Source organism: Corynebacterium sp. ACRPE (assembly GCF_022347435.1).
GTDB classification, from domain to species: domain Bacteria; phylum Actinomycetota; class Actinomycetes; order Mycobacteriales; family Mycobacteriaceae; genus Corynebacterium; species Corynebacterium tuberculostearicum_D.
In genome coordinates this window covers 208,790-227,376 of record NZ_JAKRNA010000002.1, presented here as the reverse complement: position 1 = coordinate 227,376, position 18,587 = coordinate 208,790, and the positions used below count along the sequence as shown (strand labels likewise).

Sequence of the window (18,587 nt, the reverse complement as noted above, 5' to 3'; positions counted from 1 at the left end):
CACGATGAAGCCAGATTCGCGCCGCGTCTACGTGTTCATTGTGGCCGGACTGATCGCCGCGGTCGTCGTCGGAGTCGCCGTCTGGCGCATGAGCTCGCCAAGCGCCAACTATTCCAATGCCGCGGATCAGTCCGCGACCACCTCCGTCTCCCCGACCCACACCGCAGCCGAGGAGACCACCACTTCTTCAACGGACCGCTCCCCCTCGAAGAAGCACTCCTCGCGCACCACGACATCAACTGCCTCGTCCGGTGATGCCAAGCACCAGCAGCCGCACAACAACGATCCGTTTCTCGCCCCTAATGCGGTAGTGCGCCCACAGGCAGCAACCCAGCCCACCAAGGTCTACCGTCCAGAAAACATCTCCCCGCAGGGCACCGCCTCGCAGGGCAATACCACCACCCAGGGTGGTCAGGGCACCGGCCAGGGCAATCAGCGTCTAACGCCTGATTACCCGAGCAACCAGAACGGCTCGCAGGCTACTGGTGCCCCGCAGAGCAACCAGGGCGGCACCACCCCGCCGGCCACCACTGGTCCGTCCACTCCACAGCCCTCACCTGAGGCGCCTGCCGCGCAAGATAACTCGGGCAAGAATTCCGACGCCCCGGCCCATGAACCAGCTGGCACGGAGCGACCCGAGGCCGAGAAGGCGGAGCAGGAACAGCTCACCGACCATGCCGCTGCAGAGCGATCTTCCGCCGATCAGAACCAGGAGCCTACCGACTTGGTGCCAACTAAGCAGGCACCGGCCACGGCCCAGCATGCTCCGAGGGAAGCGGCGCCTACGCGCTAATTCGGAGCCGGTTCTCGGCGTAGACGAACAAAACAAGCACGTTCCCTCGATTTTAAAGGCAGAAATCGGGGAAACGTGCTTGTTTTGTATGCGCTGGAATGCGGTAGTTACGACGCAACCACAATGTGCGCCAAAAATTGGGCGGAGCAGACCGCAACGCGGCCGTAATGAAGACTGAAAAGCACGCTTCGCCTGAAACCGGAGGACGGCGGCGAAGCGTGCTTGTGTGGGTTAAACGCGGACTAGGCGCGGGCGACGAAGAGGTCGGCGGCGTCGGATTCCGCCGTAGCGGTAACGAGACCCTCGGAGGCTGGCAGCCAGACGGCCTGGCCTGGGGTCGCGGTGAGGGTCTTGCCCCCAGCATCGGTAAAGGTTACGGAACCTGCGGTACACAGGGCGATGGTCGGGCCATCGTAATCAAGATCCACAGAAGACGAACCGGTAAGCTCCACGCGATCCAGCAGGAATTCCTCGATGGGTACTGGGTAGGACCATGCGGCGGCATCGTGGACATTGTCTTGGGCGGACTTATCTTGTTGCTGCACACGCGGCTCATCGGCAGCGGCGTACGTCAAGACCTTGACCAGCTCTGGAACGTCCACGAACTTAGGCGTCAGGCCACCGCGCAACACGTTATCGGAGTTCGCCATGATCTCCACGCCGAGGCCCGAGACATAGGCGTGAAGCTGACCGGCATCCAAGTAGACGGCCTCACCGGGCGAGAGCTCGATGTGGTTGAGCAGCAATGCGCCCAGCACACCGATATCGCCTGGGTAGCGCTGGTTGAGATCCAGCACCGTGGACATGACGCGGGACTTCCAATCGGCTGGGTCGGCGGCGATCAGGCGCTCGCCAGCGGCAACAATGGCGGAAATGAGCTCCTTGCGCTTGGCAGACGGAATGGTAATCCACGTGGTGAAAAGGACGCGCAGGTTGGCGGACTCGGTGGTTGCCGAGGGGTCGTCGTCAAGCATGGCAACGTAGTGGTCCAGCTCCGGGCACTCGAGGGCGGCAAAAAGCTCGCGGGTGCGCGCCAAGGGGCGGAAGCCGGCCATGGCATAGAAATCCGTGAGCGCGACAATGAGCTCGGGCTTGTGATTATCGTCCTTGTAATTGCGATTAGACGCGGTGAGCTCGATGCCGGCGGCGTTTTCGCGGGCAAAGCCCTCTTCCGCCTGCGCCTTTGACGGGTGGGCCTGCAAGGACAGCGGCTCCTCGGCCGCAAGCACCTTGAGCAGGAAGGGCAGGCGCTCGCCGTACTCGGCAGAAACGCGGCCACCTAGCTGCCCTGCCGGATCCTCGGCAATGACCTCATTGAGCAGGCGGCCATCCACCGTGGAAGGGTCGCCGGGGTGGGCGCCGAACCACAGCTCTGCGACGGGCTTGTCGGAATCGGGCTGGCCCTGCAGGTGCGGGATAAGGGTACGCGAGCCCCAGGAATAATTGCGAGTGGCGCTGTGCAACAGCTGCATGTGTTTCTATCCTTTAGAAATCTCGTAGGCGGTCGCGGCAAAACTCCGCGTAATAAGCTGCAGTGAGCGGGCAAGATGCCCCATGCCCGGTTCCGGGTCGATGCTGCGGACTGCAAGCGAGTTGGGCAGGTTCGCCTCTTCCTGCCCCCAGAAAACTACCTTCAAGGGTACCAAAGCGCCCTCAGCACCATCGCCATCAATGAAGGGGTCAAAGAAGAGATCAGTGGCCGGGGAACTATCAGAATCCCGGTCGAGCGCGCGCCGCAATTCGGCTGGGTCCACATAAGCGCTCGGCAGGCCATGTACGGCCCAGATGGTCGCGGCCATGCGGGCCACGAGGGCGTCGAGCTGCACGTGCTCGCGACGCGCAGAATAAGAGTACGGGTCGAGCACGCAGGAATGGATGACGCGGGCGCCGTCGATAAACTCGCGCAGTTGGCGGCCCGGATTGGTAGTGGCATCGCGCTCGGGAGAAAGCTGGGCGAGCTCGCGGTCCACGGCCGCAGCGAGGTCCTCAAGGGTCTCCTTCACCGCGGTCGGGCCCTGATAGAGCAGGCAGCACAGCGCATGCAGGGCGGCAATGCTGCGCGCGGGCGAGCTACCCTCGGCCGTCGGCAAGCAAGGTGCGACGAGCGTATCCTCCGGGCAGTCCTCCACCAGCGGGCCCTTAGCCGGTCCGATGAGCAGGGTGGTGGCACCGCGCTGGCTGGCAGTTATGAGGGCGCGCGACGCCCAGTCGCACTCGCTGGGCTCGCCGACGACCACGACCAGGTCCAGCGCCCCCACGTAGCGCGGGAGCGATTCGGTCACCACAATTGGGATCCGCAGCGGCTCGGCTAGGCCAACTCCCAGGTGGGCGGCCTGGCGGGCAATCGCGTCGGTGGGAATAATGACAAGCGAGCGGGGATTGAGCCCGCTGAGCGCCTCGCCCCAGCGCTCCACTTCTCCGGCCACCAGGCGGATTTGGGCGCCTTCGTGCGCCACATCAAAAAAGCGCACGGTTTCGGCATCATAATTACCGGTATCCATGTGGCCCAAGCATAGTCGGGCGCCCACTAAGATGAAGTCCTATGACTTCCGCACAGATCCATCCTGTAACCCTGATTGGCGGCGGCCCCGGCGCGTGGGACCTCATTACCGTGCGCGGCATGCGTGCCCTGCAGGATGCAGAGGTTATCCTTGCCGATCACCTGGGACCTACGGCGCAGCTCGATAAGCTGTGTGATATTTCTTCCAAAGAGCTTATTGACGTCTCCAAGCTCCCCTATAAGAAGTCAATCTCGCAGGAAAAGATCAACGAGCTGCTCATCGAGCACGCCCGTGCCGGCCGCAAGGTGGCCCGCCTTAAGGGGGGCGATCCCTTCGTCTTTGGGCGCGGCTTTGAAGAGGTGCAAGCGCTGGCGGAAGCGTCTATTCCCACCACGGTCATTCCGGGCGTGACCTCAGCCATTTCCGTACCCGCGGCCGTCGGAATCCCGGTAACCCAGCGCGGCATTGTCCATGGATTCACGGTGGTTTCCGGCCACCTTCCGCCCGGCCATGAAAAGTCCTTGGTGGACTGGGCAGCGCTTGCCCGCTCTGGCGCCACGCTGGCTGTCATCATGGGCGTGAAGAATGCCCCGGCGATTGCCAATGTGCTTATCGACGCCTCCCTCTCCCCCTCCACTCCCTGCGCCATCATCCAAGAGGGCACGCTTTCTACCGAGCGCGCCTACCGTTGCACCTTGGGCACCCTTGCGCAGACGATGGCCGAGCACGAGATCTCCGCGCCGGCGGTCTACGTCATCGGCGAGGTTGCCGGGCTGTAGCACCCCTCGAGGCCTTCAGGGTCCGCGAGGCCAACTTGTGGCCGCGCTCTACCCCACCGCAGTTGGGGTTTAGCCCGTATCGTGGCCAAAGGTCGCGGCAGAAGGGCTACGCGCGGTCAGCGGCGGGGCTTTCGGGCGCCTTATCCTGCACGATGGTTACGGCAGACCTGCGCGAACCGTGGACGCGGTAGGCGGCAGCGACGCGCTCCGGATAATCCGGGGCATGGAAATCCGCGTGGGCGGCTTCCTCAGCGTTTTCGGCTTCCAATTCCGCCGCACGCGCACGCCTGGTGCGCAACGCGCCACGAATGGTGGCTGCAACGCCAGCCGCGACCACGACCGCGATGGCAACGGGGGTAACTGCTGCAGGCACTGCCCAGCCAAAGTACGTCTCGGCACCGCCGATCACCTTGCTGATGTTCAGGCCCACGATGGCGGTGCCCACCAGTCCGCCGAGTAGGATCGGGTTGATGCGGGAGATGAGCCACGCGGCGATGGGCGCGGTGATAGCGCCGCCGATGAGCAGGGCAATAACTGCGGCCAAGTTGGCGACGATATCGTGCCAGAGACCGACGATAAAGCCCGCGGTAGCGCCGAAGGTCACCAGGAACTCAGCGGCGTTGACCGTACCCACGATGCGGCGCGGCTGCTCGCGGCCGATGGCCATGAGCGTGGAAGTCGACACCGGGCCCCAACCGCCGCCACCGGTGGAATCGACGAATCCGCCCACAAGGCCCAGTCCGGCCAGAAACGGCGTGGAGTGGGTGCGCTTATAGGCGGAGCCACGGCGGCGCGGTTGGGAGAAACGCCAAATGAGGTTCGCGCCGATGCCGACCAGGATGAGTGCGGTCACCGGCGCGGCCGCCGCGGTGGAGATATTCGACAACAACGTAGCGCCCAAAAAGGCGGCGATCCCGCCCGGCACGCCGAGACGGACCACGGTTTTCCAATCCACGTTGCCAAAGCGCGCGTGGCTCAATCCAGAAATGGCCGTGGTACCAAGCTCGGCGGTATGAACGACGGCCGAGGCCTGCGCGGGGCCAAGGCCGGCAAGAAGCAGCATCGTGGTGGACGTGACGCCAAAGCCCATGCCGATGCCACCGTCCACGAGGTTGGCGGCCGCACCGGCGAGCGCGATGAGGATGAGGGTTAGCATGGCACGAACACCTCTTGTGCGGCGCGGCGGGCGTGGTGAAAGCGGTCTGCGACGAGGCCCGCGAGGTCGGTTCCTAGCGGGCGGTCGACGGTTGCGGGAACGCCCGCCAGCCGGTCCAGGAGCAGGCCCTCGGTCACGAAGAGCGGAATCACGCGCACGCGAGCGGGGTCTTGATGCTCGCGGCACAGGGACACGATCCCTTCGCGACCACCGCGAGTGGCGAATTCCACCGCCGTAGGTACGCCGGTGAGCGCGAAGGTGCGGTGGGCGAGCTCACGGATGGCATCGTTCGCCGCAGTATCGGAGGACCCAACGGAGTAGATGACCACATGGGCATCGCCAGGCCGGGTACGGGAGGCGAGCACGCGGGCGAGGTCCTCGCCGGTGCCGAGCCCAGGGGCGAGGTGGAGGGAAAGGTGGGAGGTTTGGGCGGCGTCGGCAAGCGTGCGCGGGACGTCCACGCGCTGGTGGTAGCCCTGGGTAAAAAGCAGCGGAACTACAACGGTCTCGGTCTCCCCGAGCTGGGCGAGCTCGAGCGCGGCCGTGGTGAGGTCGGGCTCGTTGAATTCCAGGTGCGCCGCGCGGGCTGGTCGCAGACCCGTGGCCTGGGTCAAACGCTCAATGCCGGCCGCGGCGCCCGGGTGCCGCGAACCGTGGGACAGGGTAATAAGTGCGGGCATGGGGCGCATCCTTAAGCCTGCGGTGCCGTGGAGTGTCCGCGGCGGGCAAGCGAGCGCTTTAGGGCCTCGTTGGAGGACACGGCCGGTGCGGGGGCTACCGGGGCATCGTCTTGGCCGTGAAAGCGCACGGAGAAAATCCGCAGGCATTCCTGGCACTTCCAGGCAAAGTCATCTTCCTCATCCGGGAAGAGGTCGGTGCCGGCGCAATACGGGCAGAAGCTGGGATGGTTGCGGTTGGGGTTGGGCTGGCGGCGAAAATTCACTGCAAGTCCTCCTCCTTGGCGCGCAAGACCCAGTGGCGGAATTGCTCGCCTTCCTCGCGCTGCTCTTTGTATTTGTTGACCAGGCGAATGACGTACTCGGGCACCTCATCGGCGACGACCTTGTGGCCGCGCAGCTTACGGCCCCAGTCCGGGGACAGGCCAAGGGCGCCACCCAGGTGGACCTGGAAACCCTCGACGCGGTTGCCCTCGGAATCGGTAACAATCTGGCCCTTCAGGCCAATGTCCGATACCTGCGAACGCGCACAGGCGTTGGGGCAGCCGTTGAGCGCGATGGAAATCGGCACGTCCAGATCTCCCAAGGTGTCTTCCAGGGTGTCTACCAACTCGATGGCGCGGGCCTTCGTGGTCACGTGCGCGAGCTTGCAGAACTCCAGGCCGGTGCAGGAGATGACGCCGCGGCGGAATTCGGACGGCTGGGAGTACAGGCCGGTCTCATCGAGCGCGCGGGAGAGCGCCGGAATGTCTTCTTCCTCCACATCAAGGAAGAGCAATTCCTTCATCGGGGTGGTGCGAATGCGGCTGATGCCGAACTTTTCGGCCACGTCCGCAATGGCGATGAGCTGCTCGCCGGTGGCGTGTCCCACGGTGGGCTTTACGCCAACGTAGAACTTGCCATCCTTCTGGCGGTGCACGCCAAGATGATCGCGGGAGCCGGGCTCGACCTCCAGTGGGATGCCATCCAGCAGTGGCTTGTCTAGGTATTCTTCCTCCAGCACCTGACGGAACTTTTCGATGCCCCACTTGGCTACCAAGAACTTCAGGCGGGCGCGGTTGCGGTTGCGGCGGAAGCCGTAGTCACGGAAGATACCGACCACCCCGGCCCAGACCTCCGGCACGCGCTCTAGGGGAACCCAGGCGCCGAGGGACTGCGAGAGCATCGGGTTGGTGGACAGGCCTCCACCAACGAAGCAATCGAATCCCGGGCCGTATTCGGGGTGGTTCGCGCCCACGAAGGCAACGTCTTGAATCTCGTGCGTGACGTCCTGACGGGAGTTGCCGGAGATAGCGGTCTTGAATTTGCGCGGCAGGTTATGGAATTCCTCGCGCGGCAGGTAGTTATTCTTGATTTCTTCGATGGCCGGGGTGGCATCGATAATCTCGTCCTCGGCCACGCCGGCAACCGGAGAGCCCAAGATGACGCGGGGAACGTCACCGCAGCCCATGAGCGTGCTCAGCCCCACTGACTCGAGCTTGTCCCAAATGGTGGGCACATCCTCGATTTGAATCCAGTGCAGCTGGATATTCTGGCGGTCCGTAAAGTCCGCCGTGGAGCGGGCATAATCGCGCGAGATCTCACCGACGGCGCGCAGCTTGGCAGGATCGGCACGCCCGCCGTCGAAGCGCACGCGCATCATGAAGTACTCGTCCTGCAGCTCGGCGTTGGACAGCTTGGAGGTCATCTCGCCGCCCAAGTTCTGGTTGCGCTGAGTATAAAGGCCCAGCCACTTGAAGCGAGGGGCTAGGTCATCGGCTGGGATAGAGGAAAATCCCTGCTTGGAGTAGATATCGATGACGCGCTGCTTGGCAGAAAGCCCGCCGTCTTCCTGCTTAATTACCTCATCGTTATTGAGGGGCTCGGTACCGTCAATCTTCCATTGGCCTTCGGGCTTTTTGGCGCGGTGCGTGCGCTTGGTATTAGTCGCGGTGGTCATGGTGTAGATCTCAACCTGCCTTTCCAAAGTATTGAAAGACAACCTACCCGTCTAAAATGAGCAGACAAAGCGGTCTTTTTTAATTTCACGTAAAAAATCGCCCTGAACTGCACGAAAGGAAGAATATTTTTAGAATCTAATTCAACTCCTTGCCGCAATCTAGACTAAACGGTTCAATGGCCAGAAAGATAAGCCTCCAAAAATGAACCTAGCGGTCTAGACCCCGCAATTAAGAGAAAGGCATTCACGCAGCATGAATCAGCCCCTGAAGGTAGCCGTCATCGGCGCAGGTCCGGCCGGCATCTATGCCTCCGATATCCTGGTGAAAAAGACCGGCGGCGAGGTACAGATTGACCTCATCGAGCAGATGCCCGCGCCCTTCGGCCTCATCCGCTACGGCGTAGCGCCGGACCACCCGCGCATTAAGGGCATCATCAAGTCCCTGCACCGCGTGCTCGATACCGAGCAGATTCGCCTGTTGACCAACGTGCACATCGGCCGTGACATCACCGTTGACGAGCTGCAGCAGCACTACGATGCCGTGGTCTTTGCCACCGGCGCCGTGGGCGACCGCCACCGCGATATCCCTGGCGCGGACTTGGACGGCGTGCATGGCGCCGGCGAGTTCGTCGGCTTCTACGATGGCAACCCGCGCTTTGAGCGCGATTGGGATCTGTCCGCCAAGGAGGTGGCGGTCATTGGCGTGGGCAATGTGGGACTGGACGTCTCCCGCATCTTGGCCAAGACCGGCGATGAGCTCAAGGTCACCGAGATCCCCGATAATGTCTACGAGTCCCTGGCTAAGAACCAGGCTGAGACTGTGCGCGTTTTCGGACGCCGCGGCCCGGCGCAGGCCAAGTTCACTCCGCAGGAGCTCAAGGAGCTGGACCATTCTGAGTCCATTAATGTTGTGGTCTCCCCCGAGGACATCGACTATGACGAAGCCTCGCTGGCCGCGCGCCAGGAGAGCAAGTCCACCGACTTGGTGTGCCAGGTGCTCGAGCAGTATGCCATCCGCGATCCCAGGGAGGCGCCACACACCCTGCAGATCCACCTCTTTGAGCAGCTGGTAGAGATTTTGGGCGAGGACGGCAAGGTCAGCGGCATCAAGACCGAGCGCACCGCCCTCAATGGCGATGGCAGCGTGCACGGCACCGGCAAATTCACCGAATGGCCCGTGCAGGCGGTCTACTTCGCCACCGGTTACCGCTCCGATGCGGTCGATGGCGTGCCCTTTAACCAGGACAAGAACGTCATCAATAACGATGGCGGCCATGTCATCGATGCGGCCGGCGCGGTAGTGCCGGGTCTCTACACCACCGGGTGGATTAAGCGCGGCCCAGTGGGTCTGATTGGCAATACCAAGTCCGATGCCACGGAGACGATTGGCATGCTGCTTGCCGACGCCGCTTCTGGTGCCCTCCCCTCCCCCTCCAGCACCGCGGATATCACCGAAGTCTTTGCCGAGCGCGGTATCGATTACCTGACGTGGCAGGATTGGCAGCGTTTGGACGCGGCCGAGCGCGCCCTAGGCGAGCGCGAGGGCCGCGAGCGTAAGAAGTTTGTGGAGTGGGAGGACATGGTCTCCCACTCGCGCGCCGAAGTTTAGCGACGAATGATGGCAAGGACTTCGTCGACGATGGACTGCACCTCGTCGGCGGTCTTTGCCTCTACATTGAGGCGCAGCAGCGGCTCCGTATTGGACGCGCGCACGTTGAACCATGCCTCGGTTCCCTTGAGCTCGACGGTCACGCCATCGAGCTCATCGACGGACTCAATCTTATCGGCCAGCTCATCCAGCACCGCCTGGGTAGCGGCCTTCTGGTCCTCCACGGTGGAGTTGATCTCACCGGAGGCCTCGTAGCGGGAGTACTCCGCCATGAGCTCGCTCAGCGGCTTATCGGACTGGCCCAGCGCGGCCAGCACGTGCATCGCAGCAAGCATGCCGGAATCGGCGTTCCAGAACTCCTGGAAGTAGTAGTGCGCGGAGTGCTCGCCACCGAAGGCGGCCTGGTGCTCGGCCATCTGCGCCTTGATGAAGGAGTGGCCCACGCGGGTGCGCACCGGGGTGCCGCCCTTTTCCTTAATGAGCTCCGGCACGGTCTTGGAGGTAATCAGGTTGTGGATGATGGTAGCGCCGGGGAACTTCTCCAGGTAGCGCTCAGCAACCAGTGCACAGATGGCAGAAGGAGAAACCGGCTGGCCCTTTTCATCCACCACGAAGCAGCGGTCCGCATCGCCGTCGAAGGCCAAACCAATATCAGCCTTCTGATCCACGGTGAACTTCTGCAGATCCACCAGGTTCTTTGGATCCAAGGGGTTCGCCTCGTGGTTCGGGAAAGTGCCATCGAGCTCGAAGTACAAATCGCGGACGTCGAAAGGCAAGCCATTGAAGACGGCCGGCACGGTGTGGCCACCCATGCCGTTGGCGGCATCGACAGCCACGACGAGCGGCTTGGAATCCTCCAGCGGTACCAGCTTGCGCAGGAAGTCGGCGTAGCCGGCCAGAATCTCCTGCTCGGCAATTGCGCCCTCGGTGCCGGTGAACTCCGGGGTGCCGTCGATAAGCATCTGCTTAATCTGCTCCAAGCCGGTCTCCTGGCCCACCGGTACCGCGCCGGCGCGGCAGAGTTTAATGCCGTTGTACTTGGCTGGGTTATGGGAAGCGGTAAACATAGCGCCCGCACACTCCAGGGAACCGGCGGCGTAGTAGAGCTCGTCGGTAGAGGTTAGCCCCAGCAGGGTCACGTTGAGGCCCTGCGAGGTCACACCCTCAGCAAAAGCGCGCGCCAGAGACGGCGAGGACGGGCGCATATCGTGGCCGACAGCCACGGTATTTTCGCCTTCTTCCCGCAGGATGGCGGCAAAAGCGGCGCCCGTATCGCGCACGAAGTTCTCATCGATATCTTCGCCCACCACGCCACGGACGTCATAGGCCTTAATTACTGCATCAAGATGCTCACGAGTTCGCATAACCTGCAATAGTACTCCCGCCCGCTGGGAAACTACCGCACCACGGGGTTCGTGTCAGTCCTGTTCCGGTTCTGCGGGCGTCGTTTCATCGGGCACGACCGAAAGGTGCGCGCGGCGCGCCTTTTTGGCATAAGCCACGCGGCGGGTGCGAAAGACCGGGTGGTTCGAATTGGCAGGGTCCGCCCCATCAAAGGTCGCGGAATAGTCGATTGGGTCTGCACCGGAGCCGGCGCTGCGGTCATCGACCAAGCCGGTGGTCACGCGGCCGTCTTCCTTGACCGCCTCCGCCAAGGCCATCAGGTCATCTTCTTCGTCCAGCTCAATGCGGTCCACACGCACCAGTTCCCAGCCCACTGGGGCGGAAATGCGGTCGCGGTGGGTCGCACACAGATCCCAGCTGTGTGGGTTCTCCTCTTCCGTCAGCGGGCCGACGACGGCCGTCTGGTCCGCGTAAGCGTAGGTCAATGTCGCCACGGCGGGGCGGCCGCAGCCTGGGCGGGAGCAATGGCGAGAAATAGTCACAGCGCATAAGTCTAAACCCTTGGTTTAGATTTAGATAGTCTTCACCCCGGCGTGGCTCCGCTAAATCCGGCCCGCCAGCGCCTTAGAATCAGGGTCATGACCGCCGCTCGCCCGCATATCCGCCCCGCCCGCGACCGCCACGGCCACGGCATGCGCGGACCGCTCCTCCCCCAGCAGACCCCGCGCTACCGCAGCGCGCGCGAGCACTTCGACATGGCCGTATTGGAGGCCTATGCCCCCATCCAAAACGCCTTCGCGCCACAATTGCGAGGCCTCGACTTGGCCGTGGATACCATCCCACGCATGCGGCTTTCGCCCGATATGACCGTGCTACCGGATGAGATTATCGCCGATGGCCCAGTTCCCCTTGGCCGCGTGGTTCCCGCCGGTGTAGATTCCGAGGGCCAGCCCACCCGCGCGCGCCTAGTCATCTTCCGCATGCCCATCGAGCAACGTGCCTCTACCCCGGCCGAGCGCTCCGAGCTCCTAGGCACCGTTATTACCGCGCTGGTGGCCAACTACCTCAACTTGGATCCCGAAGAAGTGGACCCGCGCTATAGCTGGTAACCTCCGGCAAGTTTCGCGGCAGCAGAAAAGCCCCTGGCCGCACATTGCGTGCTAGCCAGGGGCCTTACTGGACACCTTAATTATCCAATCTCGCGTTTGAGGCGGCGGCGCTCACGGTCCGATAGCCCGCCCCAAATACCGAAGCGCTCATCGTGCTCCAGCGCGTACTCCAAGCATTCATCGCGTACCGCGCAGGCCTGGCAGATGCGCTTGGCCTCACGGGTAGAGCCTCCCTTTTCGGGGAAGAATGCTTCAGGGTCGGTCTGCGCGCACAGCGCCTGGTCCTGCCACTCCTGCTCGACGGCACCGAAGAGTTCATCGAGCGACATCTCTGCAGCAGCACCGCCACGGAGAATGGCGTTGTTATTAGCCATTTTGTCCACGCCTTTTCCTTTCTCCGAGGTTGGGTAAATCTCATCAGCGCGACCGACCGTACACCACATTCCCTTTGGGCTGCCCCGCTGGGACTGTGTGGAAGTAACGGCGCCGGCCGCTGTTTCTTTCACTGATGTAATTTCACACCGGATCACTAAATATCGTCAACCCGAATTGGCGGCTTCTTTGCGCTTTCCGGCAAAAACGCAGCACACGATCCCCATGCGTCACATTCGTAACAACTGGTCCCCCGCGGGGGTGCAGGTAGGGGGTACTACATGTAGTGGTGCCCCGTTTTTCTGTCAACAATTTTCAGGAAACCCCGGCGTGTCGCGCGCATAACCCCGCAAAGAAGGGATCCATGCGCTTCATATCTGTGAAGATTTCGTGCCATGTCGGCCGGTGCACACAGGCGTAACAGGTGGCCCCATAAAAGAAAGGCCGAACCGAGGCTCCATTGCCCTCAGTTCGGCCTATGTCAGCTAGACCTAGTGCAGCGCCCAGACCACGGCGAAAGCGTTAAGCATCGGAGCTAAAACGCACGCCGGCATCAGGAATAGAAACGCCGGGGAAGACTCGCATGCCGTCGAGAAGCTCGCAGCGTGCGCCGATATGCGCGCCTTCACCAATGACACAGTTCTCAATGACCGCGTTGGCGCCAATGTGAGCGCCGGAGGCAATGATCGAGTTATGAATGATGGCGCCTGGCTCAATGCGCACGCCGTCAAAGACAACGGTGCCCTCCAGGCGGGAGCCCGCGCCCACCTCAGAGCCTCGGCCCACGGCGGTACCGGACAGCAGCAGCACGCCACCGGCGATACCGGCGGAGGGATCCACCAGGGACTCGCCGGTCTTGCCCTCGATTAGCGGGGAAGGCGCGATGCCGCGTACTAGGTCGGAGGAACCACGGGTGAAGTCATCCGGGCGGCCCATGTCGCGCCAGTAGGAGTTGTCTACGTGGCCGACAACTAGACGGCCTTCAGCCAAGAGCCCTGGGAAGGTTTCGCGTTCGACGGAAACAACGCGGTTGGCCGGAATGGACTCGATGACGGAGCGCTTGAACACATAGCAGCCGGCGTTGATCTGGTTGGTTGGCGGATCCTCGGTCTTTTCTAGGAACGCGGTAACTCGGCCATTGGAGTCGGTCGGCACGCAACCAAACGCACGCGGGTCAGCTACGTTGAGCAGGTGCATGGTGACATCGGCGTCCTTGTCATGGTGCGTGGTGAGGATGCCTTCCAGATCCATGCCGGAGAGCACGTCGCCATTGAAGACCATGACCGTGTCATTGCGCAGCTTGTCGTAGACGTTGCGGATGCCGCCGCCGGTGCCGAGCGCGGTCTCTTCCACCACGTACTCGATCTCCAAGCCCAGATCGGAGCCATCACCGAAGTACTCCTCAAAGACCTCGGCCTTATAGGAGGTAGACATGACGACGTGCTCGATGCCGGCGGCCTTGATGCGGGCGAGCAGGTGCTGCAGGAACGGGTAGTTTGCTGTCGGCAGCATCGGCTTCGGCGTACCGATGGTTAGTGGGCGCAGGCGGGTGCCGCGACCGCCGACGAGAATCACTGCATCCGTGCTGGCACCGTGGGTGGTGGCTGCTTCAGTCATAGTCTTCCTTATGTATGCGGACAGTTTTATTCTGTGATTTTCTGAGGGACAGTGTAGAGCGTATGGCGCACAATCCAGGTCAACGGCACGCGCACTGGACGTTAAGAACGTGCCGAGGCTGAGGCAATAAGCCCGCGGACTCGCAGTCCCAGCCACAACGCGCCACGCAGTGGGGCCTGCCACCATCCGGGGTGGCGGTCTGCTTGAAAGCGATAGGCGGAGTTGTGGTGGGCGCGCAGCATCGCTCCGGCGTGCGCTTGGGTGGAATGCCCCTTAGCGTGGCTGATGACAGCCTCTGGGCAGAAGATGTTCTGGTAGCCGGCGCGCGTGAAGCGATCTCCTAGATCCACGTCTTCGAGGTACATGAAATAGCGCTCATCAAACCCACCGATGGCGTCGAAGGCCTCCCAGCGCACAAGAAGGCAGGAACCGGATAACCATCCGGCCGGGCGCTGGGCGGTCATATCGGATTCATCGCGGTAGGCGCGCGACCATGGATTGGACGGCCAGATCGAAGAAAAGAGTGCGTGCCCAATGCCGGTAGCCACGGTAGGCACGGCGCGGGCCGAGGGATAATTGCTGCCATCCGGTTCCACGATGCGCGGGCCCACGGCCGCAGCATCCGGCCACTGGCGGGCGCACTCGATGAGCTGATCAATAGATCCCGGGGTAAAGGTGACATCGGGATTAGAGATAAGGAAAAATTCCTCATCCACGCCACCGTGCTCGCGGGCGAAGCGGGCACCCGCATTCATGCCAGCGCCGTAGCCGATATTTCCGCCGGTATCGAGAAAGTCCACCCCGGCGCGTTCGCGGGCGGCGGCCTCGGGCACGCCGTCGGTGGAGCCATTATCCGCAAGCACGACCTTGGTGCCGCGAGCGCAAGCGCCCGGCAGGGAGTTCAAAAAACTACCGAGGTATTCACCGGGACTATAGGTCACGGTGATCACGGCCAGCGGGGATTGATTTGGTGTAGTCACAATGGCCCCGAGCTTAGTCACAGGCGCTCCTCGCACTGGGCAGGGACACTGCCCGAACACGCGAAATCGGACACGGATCACTAATTTTTGCCCGTTCTGCCCTAAACTGTCTCCAGATCCCCACCAATCTAGAAAGCCTCCAGTTGTGACTTCTGAGAACACTCGTCGGGCGCGCACGATCCAGCCGGCGCCCTCTGCCGCTAGTGCGGTGAAGCAAAAAGGTTCCACGGCCATCAAGGCGATCGTGGCACTCCTGTCTGCCTTGATCCTGGTGGTATCTGGCGTGGGTTATGCCACCGTGGGTCGACTAGATAATGGCATGTCTTCGGCCACGGACTTGTCCCTGGACGGCCAGGGCTTGTCCGGTGACTCGCACGATGGCGCAGTGGATATCTTGCTGGTGGGCAAGGATTCGCGTACCGATGCCAAGGGCGATCCCCTCTCTGAGAAGGAATTGGCGGACCTGCACGCCGGCGTGGCCGATGGTGAGGAAAATACTGACACCATGATGCTCATCCGCGTTCCGGAGGACGGTTCCCGCGCTACCGCCGTATCCATTCCGCGCGATACCTATGTCAAGGATCCGGACTACGGGAATATGAAGATGAATGCCGTCTTCGCCTCCCACAAAAACGCCAAGGTGGAAGAGCTCGAGCAAGAAAATGCCGAGGCGGAGGCCAAGGGCAAAAAGAAGCCGCACTCGGATAAGGACATCGAAAAGCAGGGCGTCGAAGCCGGCCGCGAAGGGCTGCTGGCCATGGTGCGCACCCTGACCGGTGTGTCTATTGATCACTACGCCGAGGTGGGCCTCTTGGGCTTTACCCTGCTGACTGACGCCGTCGATGGCGTGGATGTCTGCCTCAACGATAATGTTGATGATGATATGTCTGGCGCTAAGTTCAGCAAGGGCAAGCAGACCCTCGACGGCGCCAAGGCGCTAGCCTTCGTGCGCCAGCGCTATAACCTCCCGCGCGGCGACCTCGACCGGATTGTGCGCCAGCAGGCCTTCATGGCGTCCCTAGTCAATAAGATACTGGACAATGACACCCTGGCTAATCCTTCCAAGCTGTCCAAGATTGCCAAGGCGGTGGAGCGCTCCGTAGTCATCGATGATGGCTGGGACATCATGGGCTTTGTCACCCAGCTGGCGGGCCTGGCCGGCGGCAATGTCACCTTCACCACTATCCCGGTGACCTCCATCGACGGCCAGGGCGACTATGGCGAGTCCATCGTCACCATCGACGCCTCCGAGGTCCACCGTTTCATGGATGACCTGGCTAAGACCCACGATGAAGCCACCGATGAATCCAAGGCCGAGGATAAGGACAAGCAGGACAAGGCGGAAAAGGACAAGGACGTCGATCCGAATATCAATATTCACGTCCTCAACGCCGGCAATATTGATGGCTTGGCCGCAGGCATTGGTTCCTGGCTGGAGGACAAGGGCTACACGGTGGAGCGCTCCGCGAACGCGCAGCCGGGCATCTACAGCGAGTCGCAGGTCGTCGCCGCCGATCCATCGAGCAAGGAAGCTAAGGCCCTGGCCAAGAAGCTGGGTGGGCTGCCGGTGGCAGAGAACCCGCAGCTCGACGATGACACCCTCATCGTGGTTGCTACCGATGACTACCAGGGACCTTCCGATGAGGAGGCCAGCGCCCAGCAGCCGGAGGAAGACACCTCCAGCCAGCCGGTTGGCACCCCGGGCAATGACTTCGGTACCGCCAAGGTTTCCCCGGAGATCGATGCTGGTGGCGACGGCCCGCGCTGCGTGAACTAGCACTTCTCCCTTACGATGGGCGGGTATGGAACTACTCGCCCATCTTTTGCGTGCCGATGCCGCCTCCCCGCGGCTTACCGTATACAACGAGGCCACCGGCGCTCGCATGGATTTTTCTGCGCAAACGCTCGACAATTGGGTGGCCAAGATCGCCAATATGTTGGAAGAAGAGCTCGACTTAGAGGCGGATTCCACCATCGCTATCGATCTTCCTTCCTCGTGGCAGGCGGCCGTTGTCGCCTTGGGCGCCCTTGCTTCTGGTCCTTCTTATAGCTTTGGGGAGTCTGCCGCGCTTGCCGACGTCGTCTTTACCTCCCCTTCCCGCTACGCGGCCGCCCACGAGCGCCAGCCCCAGGCCGATATCGTGCTCATTAGCGAGGACCCCTTTGGCCGCGGCGTGGTCGAGTCCGGCGGGGAGCTTCCCACCGGCGCCATCGATTTTGGCCCCACCGTGCGCTTCTACGGTGATCAGTACTTCGGCGAAACCCAACCGCTGCCCCAGCTTGTCGATGCCCCCGCATCCGCCGAGCGCCTGCTTTCTACCGGTTGGTCCGATAATGAGTCTTTCTCCCGCGCCGTGCTCGAGCCCCTAGCCGCTGGCGGTTCCGCGGTCATCGTTGCCGGCATGTGCCCGGCCGAGCGCTTAGAGGAAATCGCCGCCAATGAGAAGGCCACCGCCCGCCTCTAATAGTTTCTACATGCAGGCTAGGCCCAGATATACTTAACCCTCGTTATGCTTCTGGGAATCTCTGTGGACGCATGGTCCTCTATCTTCATCGGCGTCCTCATCCTCGCCGGCACCATTACTCAGGGCACCATCGGCTTTGGCTTAGGCACCATCGCCACGCCCATTATCGCGCTCATTCGACCTGAGCTCGTGCCCACGCTCATTCTGCTGCTGGCACTGTGCATTTCCAGCTATACGCTCGCGCGCACCTTCCGCGAGACGTCCTGGCGAGTTGTGGGCATTTCTTCCCTCGCCCGCATTCCCGGTTCCCTGGTGGGCGCGTGGGCAATCGCCAGCCTCCCACCCGATGGGCTGTCCATCTTCATCGGTTGCGCCGTACTCCTTGCTATGACGCTTTCCAGTTTGGGCTGGAGCCCTCGACCTACCACCGCCAATACGCTCATCGCCGGCGTAGCCTCCGGCATCCTGGGCACCTCGACCTCCATCGGCGGCCCGCCCATGGCGCTCATCATGAAGCGCTTCGACCCAAACCGCACCCGCGGGACCTTGGCGGGCACCTTCGTCGTCGGAACCTTAATTTCTCTTATAATTCTGGCGCTTAATGGGCAGATCACCAGCACTCAGATGACCGCTGCGACAGCCTACTTCCCCCTCGTTGTCGTGGGTCTCATTGCCGCCAACTACCTCAACCGATTTATAGATAGGCACCTCCTCAACCGCATCGTCATCATCGTGGCCATCTCCGCGGCACTCTTGCTTATTGCCGAAGCCGCCCTACTCTAGCCCCGCGCCCTACCCCTCAGCGGAAAGCCCCGGTAGATTCCAGTTACAAAACACGCCAACCTTGGCCATGTAAACGCCTATAACTTATGTCACGTAACATTCATGCTTAGGCATTTTATAACCCCTTTCCACCCGCCTAAATGCAGCGTACGGCGCATATTGTGACATGTCCACAACTTTTCAACAGGGTGCCAACGCCTTCCTCGCAGCCACAGGAACACCCCCACCTAGGGGTGTTACAAATTTGAGCCGATCGGCCGTTGTATATACATCTATCCATCAATAATTTTTCACGCACTACCAGCCATCTAGCGGGAATAAATCCCAATAAACAGCTTGGTCTATATAAAAAATACCCACCCTCCGCTCCAGTAAATATATAGACATCTAAGAGATGAATTAATTATGAGCCTGTTTTAGCGTTATCTTAGCGCAACACTGTGAGTTGCTGGATTTCATTCAT

General features: G+C 61.9%; 18 protein-coding genes. 7 read left to right on the top strand and 11 right to left on the bottom strand.

Going from position 1 to position 18,587, the window contains the following annotated elements; genetic code table 11:
- The first annotated feature begins 4 nt into the window (after window positions 1-4).
- Entirely contained in the window at window positions 5-793 is a 789-nt protein-coding gene (locus tag MHY13_RS02355) for a hypothetical protein (protein ID WP_239280449.1), read from the top strand.
- 242 nt (window positions 794-1,035) lie between these two features.
- Here MHY13_RS02355 and manA read toward each other — a convergent pair whose 3' ends face one another.
- Both manA and MHY13_RS02345 read right to left on the bottom strand, forming a co-directional pair.
- Window positions 1,036-2,265 carry a mannose-6-phosphate isomerase, class I gene (manA, locus tag MHY13_RS02350; RefSeq protein ID WP_239230506.1) on the bottom strand — a complete coding sequence of 410 codons (1,230 nt, stop codon included), beginning with the start codon at window positions 2,263-2,265 and terminating at the stop codon, window positions 1,036-1,038.
- 6 nt (window positions 2,266-2,271) lie between these two features.
- Window positions 2,272-3,294: an exopolyphosphatase gene (locus tag MHY13_RS02345; protein ID WP_239280447.1), complete on the bottom strand. Its 1,023-nt coding sequence runs from the start codon at window positions 3,292-3,294 to the stop codon at window positions 2,272-2,274.
- Between the two features lie 41 nt (window positions 3,295-3,335).
- On the opposite strand from MHY13_RS02345, the gene cobA reads away from it, so the two are divergent.
- Window positions 3,336-4,073: a uroporphyrinogen-III C-methyltransferase gene (gene cobA, locus MHY13_RS02340; RefSeq protein WP_239193469.1), complete on the top strand. Its 738-nt coding sequence runs from the start codon at window positions 3,336-3,338 to the stop codon at window positions 4,071-4,073.
- A 106-nt stretch (window positions 4,074-4,179) separates the two neighbouring features.
- On the opposite strand, the gene MHY13_RS02335 is transcribed toward cobA, so the two are convergent.
- Genes MHY13_RS02335 through MHY13_RS02320 form a run of 4 tightly spaced genes read right to left on the bottom strand, consistent with a single transcriptional unit; the run spans window position 4,180 to window position 7,845 of the window.
- Window positions 4,180-5,229 (bottom strand): sulfite exporter TauE/SafE family protein, encoded by a 1,050-nt coding sequence (locus MHY13_RS02335; protein WP_239193467.1) that lies wholly within the window; start codon window positions 5,227-5,229, stop codon window positions 4,180-4,182.
- The gene (locus tag MHY13_RS02330) at window positions 5,223-5,909 is read right to left on the bottom strand and encodes a sirohydrochlorin chelatase (protein ID WP_239280445.1); all 687 of its coding nucleotides are present in this window, start codon (window positions 5,907-5,909) and stop codon (window positions 5,223-5,225) included. The genes MHY13_RS02335 and MHY13_RS02330 overlap by 7 nt, the downstream gene beginning before the upstream one ends.
- A gap of 11 nt (window positions 5,910-5,920) precedes the next feature.
- A complete protein-coding gene (locus MHY13_RS02325; RefSeq protein ID WP_005322420.1) occupies window positions 5,921-6,172 on the bottom strand; it encodes a hypothetical protein in 252 nt (83 codons plus the stop codon).
- A complete protein-coding gene (locus MHY13_RS02320; RefSeq protein ID WP_204609934.1) occupies window positions 6,169-7,845 on the bottom strand; it encodes a nitrite/sulfite reductase in 1,677 nt (558 codons plus the stop codon). The genes MHY13_RS02325 and MHY13_RS02320 overlap by 4 nt, the downstream gene beginning before the upstream one ends.
- A gap of 253 nt (window positions 7,846-8,098) precedes the next feature.
- Between MHY13_RS02320 and MHY13_RS02315 the strand changes: the two genes are divergently transcribed.
- The gene (locus MHY13_RS02315; RefSeq protein ID WP_239280443.1) at window positions 8,099-9,454 is read left to right on the top strand and encodes an FAD-dependent oxidoreductase; all 1,356 of its coding nucleotides are present in this window, start codon (window positions 8,099-8,101) and stop codon (window positions 9,452-9,454) included.
- Here the strand turns inward: MHY13_RS02315 and MHY13_RS02310 are convergent.
- Window positions 9,451-10,818, bottom strand: a complete 1,368-nt coding sequence (locus MHY13_RS02310) for a phosphomannomutase/phosphoglucomutase (protein ID WP_005322425.1) — start codon at window positions 10,816-10,818, stop codon at window positions 9,451-9,453. The genes MHY13_RS02315 and MHY13_RS02310 overlap by 4 nt on opposite strands.
- 54 nt (window positions 10,819-10,872) lie before the next feature.
- Complete coding sequence (locus MHY13_RS02305; protein WP_367398068.1) at window positions 10,873-11,340, bottom strand: DUF3499 domain-containing protein; 468 nt, start codon at window positions 11,338-11,340, stop codon at window positions 10,873-10,875.
- A gap of 96 nt (window positions 11,341-11,436) precedes the next feature.
- Between MHY13_RS02305 and MHY13_RS02300 the strand changes: the two genes are divergently transcribed.
- Window positions 11,437-11,907 carry a metallopeptidase family protein gene (locus MHY13_RS02300; RefSeq protein WP_239280441.1) on the top strand — a complete coding sequence of 157 codons (471 nt, stop codon included), beginning with the start codon at window positions 11,437-11,439 and terminating at the stop codon, window positions 11,905-11,907.
- A gap of 80 nt (window positions 11,908-11,987) precedes the next feature.
- Here the strand turns inward: MHY13_RS02300 and MHY13_RS02295 are convergent, their stop codons facing one another.
- The 3 genes from MHY13_RS02295 to MHY13_RS02285 all read right to left on the bottom strand — a co-directional run bounded on the left by MHY13_RS02295 (window position 11,988) and on the right by MHY13_RS02285 (window position 14,897).
- Window positions 11,988-12,236: a WhiB family transcriptional regulator gene (locus tag MHY13_RS02295; protein WP_005528147.1), complete on the bottom strand. Its 249-nt coding sequence runs from the start codon at window positions 12,234-12,236 to the stop codon at window positions 11,988-11,990.
- 565 nt (window positions 12,237-12,801) lie between these two features.
- The gene (locus MHY13_RS02290; RefSeq protein ID WP_179387501.1) at window positions 12,802-13,896 is read right to left on the bottom strand and encodes a sugar phosphate nucleotidyltransferase; all 1,095 of its coding nucleotides are present in this window, start codon (window positions 13,894-13,896) and stop codon (window positions 12,802-12,804) included.
- 101 nt (window positions 13,897-13,997) lie between these two features.
- Complete coding sequence (locus MHY13_RS02285) at window positions 13,998-14,897, bottom strand: glycosyltransferase family 2 protein (RefSeq protein WP_239280439.1); 900 nt, start codon at window positions 14,895-14,897, stop codon at window positions 13,998-14,000.
- Between the two features lie 124 nt (window positions 14,898-15,021).
- On the opposite strand from MHY13_RS02285, the gene MHY13_RS02280 reads away from it, so the two are divergent.
- The 3 genes from MHY13_RS02280 to MHY13_RS02270 are packed head-to-tail and all read left to right on the top strand — an operon-like array spanning window position 15,022 to window position 18,124.
- Window positions 15,022-16,653 carry an LCP family protein gene (locus tag MHY13_RS02280; protein WP_239193459.1) on the top strand — a complete coding sequence of 544 codons (1,632 nt, stop codon included), beginning with the start codon at window positions 15,022-15,024 and terminating at the stop codon, window positions 16,651-16,653.
- Window positions 16,654-16,678: 25 nt separating this feature from the next.
- Window positions 16,679-17,341 carry a TIGR03089 family protein gene (locus MHY13_RS02275; protein ID WP_239280437.1) on the top strand — a complete coding sequence of 221 codons (663 nt, stop codon included), beginning with the start codon at window positions 16,679-16,681 and terminating at the stop codon, window positions 17,339-17,341.
- A gap of 45 nt (window positions 17,342-17,386) precedes the next feature.
- A complete protein-coding gene (locus MHY13_RS02270; RefSeq protein ID WP_239193457.1) occupies window positions 17,387-18,124 on the top strand; it encodes a sulfite exporter TauE/SafE family protein in 738 nt (245 codons plus the stop codon).
- Window positions 18,125-18,587: the final 463 nt, after the last annotated feature.